Origin of the sequence: Kitasatospora putterlickiae, assembly GCF_039527695.1 — a bacterium.
GTDB classification, from domain to species: domain Bacteria; phylum Actinomycetota; class Actinomycetes; order Streptomycetales; family Streptomycetaceae; genus Kitasatospora; species Kitasatospora putterlickiae.
This window is the reverse complement of sequence record NZ_BAAAKJ010000124.1, coordinates 3,714-4,738: the sequence shown is the minus strand read 5'-3', so window position 1 is coordinate 4,738 and position 1,025 is coordinate 3,714. Positions and strand designations below refer to the sequence as shown.

Below are 1,025 nucleotides of genomic sequence, written 5' to 3'. Positions count from 1 at the left end.
AGGCCGGTCCGCAGGCAGGCCAGCCGGTCGGCGCGGCGCCCGACGCTGTAGTAGAGGCCGTCGGCGCGGTAGGCGAGCCGCCAGGCGCGGTCGGGGTCGCCACCCTCGGAGGCGGCGGCGACCAGGCCGCGGACGGTGGGCTCCTCGGTCTGGAACCAGTCCAGGATCGAGGGGATGGTGGGGAGTCGCGGGCCCGGGCCGGCACAGGTGCCGGCGCCGTTGCCGGGGGCGGGCTGGAGCAGGGCGGCGCCGTGGGCCACCGTCGTCAGGTAGTGGTCGGCCAGCGCGGCGGTGGCCGCGGTCCGCTCGGACGCGGGCCGCCCGTCGAGGAGTTCGGCGCCGTAGAGGCGGATCAGGTCGCAACGGCGGTAGCGGCCGGGGGAGATCTCGGTGAGCAGGTGGTGCGCGGCGAGCACGGCGAGCGCGTCGCCGGCCTCGGGNNNGCAGCGGGCCCGCCGCCGGGATGTCGGTCTCGGTGCCCGGGTGGACGGCCAGCAGGGCCAGCAGGTGGGCCGCCGTGTCGGGAATGTGACGGAGCGTCAGGTCGAAGGCGGCGCGCAGGCTGGTGGTTCCCCGGGTGTCCAGGGCGTGCAGCCTGGTGCGTTCGTCGGCGAGTTCGGGTACCAGGTCGGCGATCGCCCAGCCGGGGTGGGTGGCCAGGCGGGCGGCGGCGATCCGCAGGGCGAGCGGCAGCCTGCCGCAGAGTTCGGCCAGCCGTTCGGCGGCCTCCGGTTCGGCGGCCACCCGGGGGCGGCCGAGCAGTTGCTCCAGCAGGCGGTGGGCGGCCGGGCCGGGTAGCGGGCCGAGGCGCAGCACGACGGCGCCCTCGGTGACCACCAGGTCCTCCAGGGTGCGGCGGCTGGTGATCACGGTCGCGCAGCCGGGGCCGGCCGGCAGCAGGTCGGCGAGGTCCCCGGTGTCGCGGACGTCGTCCAGCACCACCAGGAGGCGGCGGTCGCGGCTGAGCGACCGGTAGAGCGCGGCGCGGGCCGGCTGGTCCTCGGGCAGGTCGGCGGCCAGGACGC

The 1,025-nt window shown here is 77.8% G+C and carries 1 protein-coding gene and 1 pseudogene; one reads left to right on the top strand and one right to left on the bottom strand.

Annotated elements, in window-relative coordinates; genetic code table 11:
- A pseudogene (locus ABD308_RS13140) lies at nucleotides 1-416 on the bottom strand (hypothetical protein); the annotation flags it as partial.
- A gap of 67 nt (nucleotides 417-483) precedes the next feature.
- Between ABD308_RS13140 and ABD308_RS13135 the strand changes: the two are divergent.
- Complete coding sequence (locus ABD308_RS13135; protein WP_344332935.1) at nucleotides 484-798, top strand: hypothetical protein; 315 nt, start codon at nucleotides 484-486, stop codon at nucleotides 796-798.
- The last annotated feature ends 227 nt before the right edge of the window (nucleotides 799-1,025 follow it).